This window comes from Shewanella sp. T24-MNA-CIBAN-0130 (assembly GCF_040310185.1).
Taxonomy (GTDB): Bacteria; Pseudomonadota; Gammaproteobacteria; order Enterobacterales; family Shewanellaceae; genus Shewanella; species Shewanella psychromarinicola.
The window spans coordinates 1-261 of the sequence record NZ_JBEOPP010000385.1 but is presented as its reverse complement, the minus strand read 5'-3'; the positions used below and the strand labels follow the sequence as shown (position 1 = coordinate 261).

Sequence of the window (261 nt, the reverse complement as noted above, 5' to 3'; positions counted from 1 at the left end):
GCGCGGAGACCAGCGCGTCGAACGTCTCCCATCGTTTGAGTTCGGGCTTGAAGATCTTGCCGACCGCCGTGAGCGGCATCGTATCGACGATATGGATCCGCTTCGGTATCGCGGCGCGCTCGCCGATCATGCCGCGTATGAACGTGTCGAGCTCCGTCTCGGTTGCCGTTGCGCCGGCTTTCAACTGCACGTACGCGACCGGCAGCTCGCCAGCATGCACGTCGGGACGTCCGATTGCCGCAGCGATCTGCACGGCCGGGT

The 261-nt window shown here is 64.8% G+C and carries 1 protein-coding gene; it reads right to left on the bottom strand.

Features of this window, described 5'->3' with window-relative positions:
* A partial coding sequence (locus AAEZ02_RS22815) for an AMP-binding enzyme (protein ID WP_502959616.1) occupies positions 1 to 261 on the bottom strand: 261 nt, incomplete at both ends.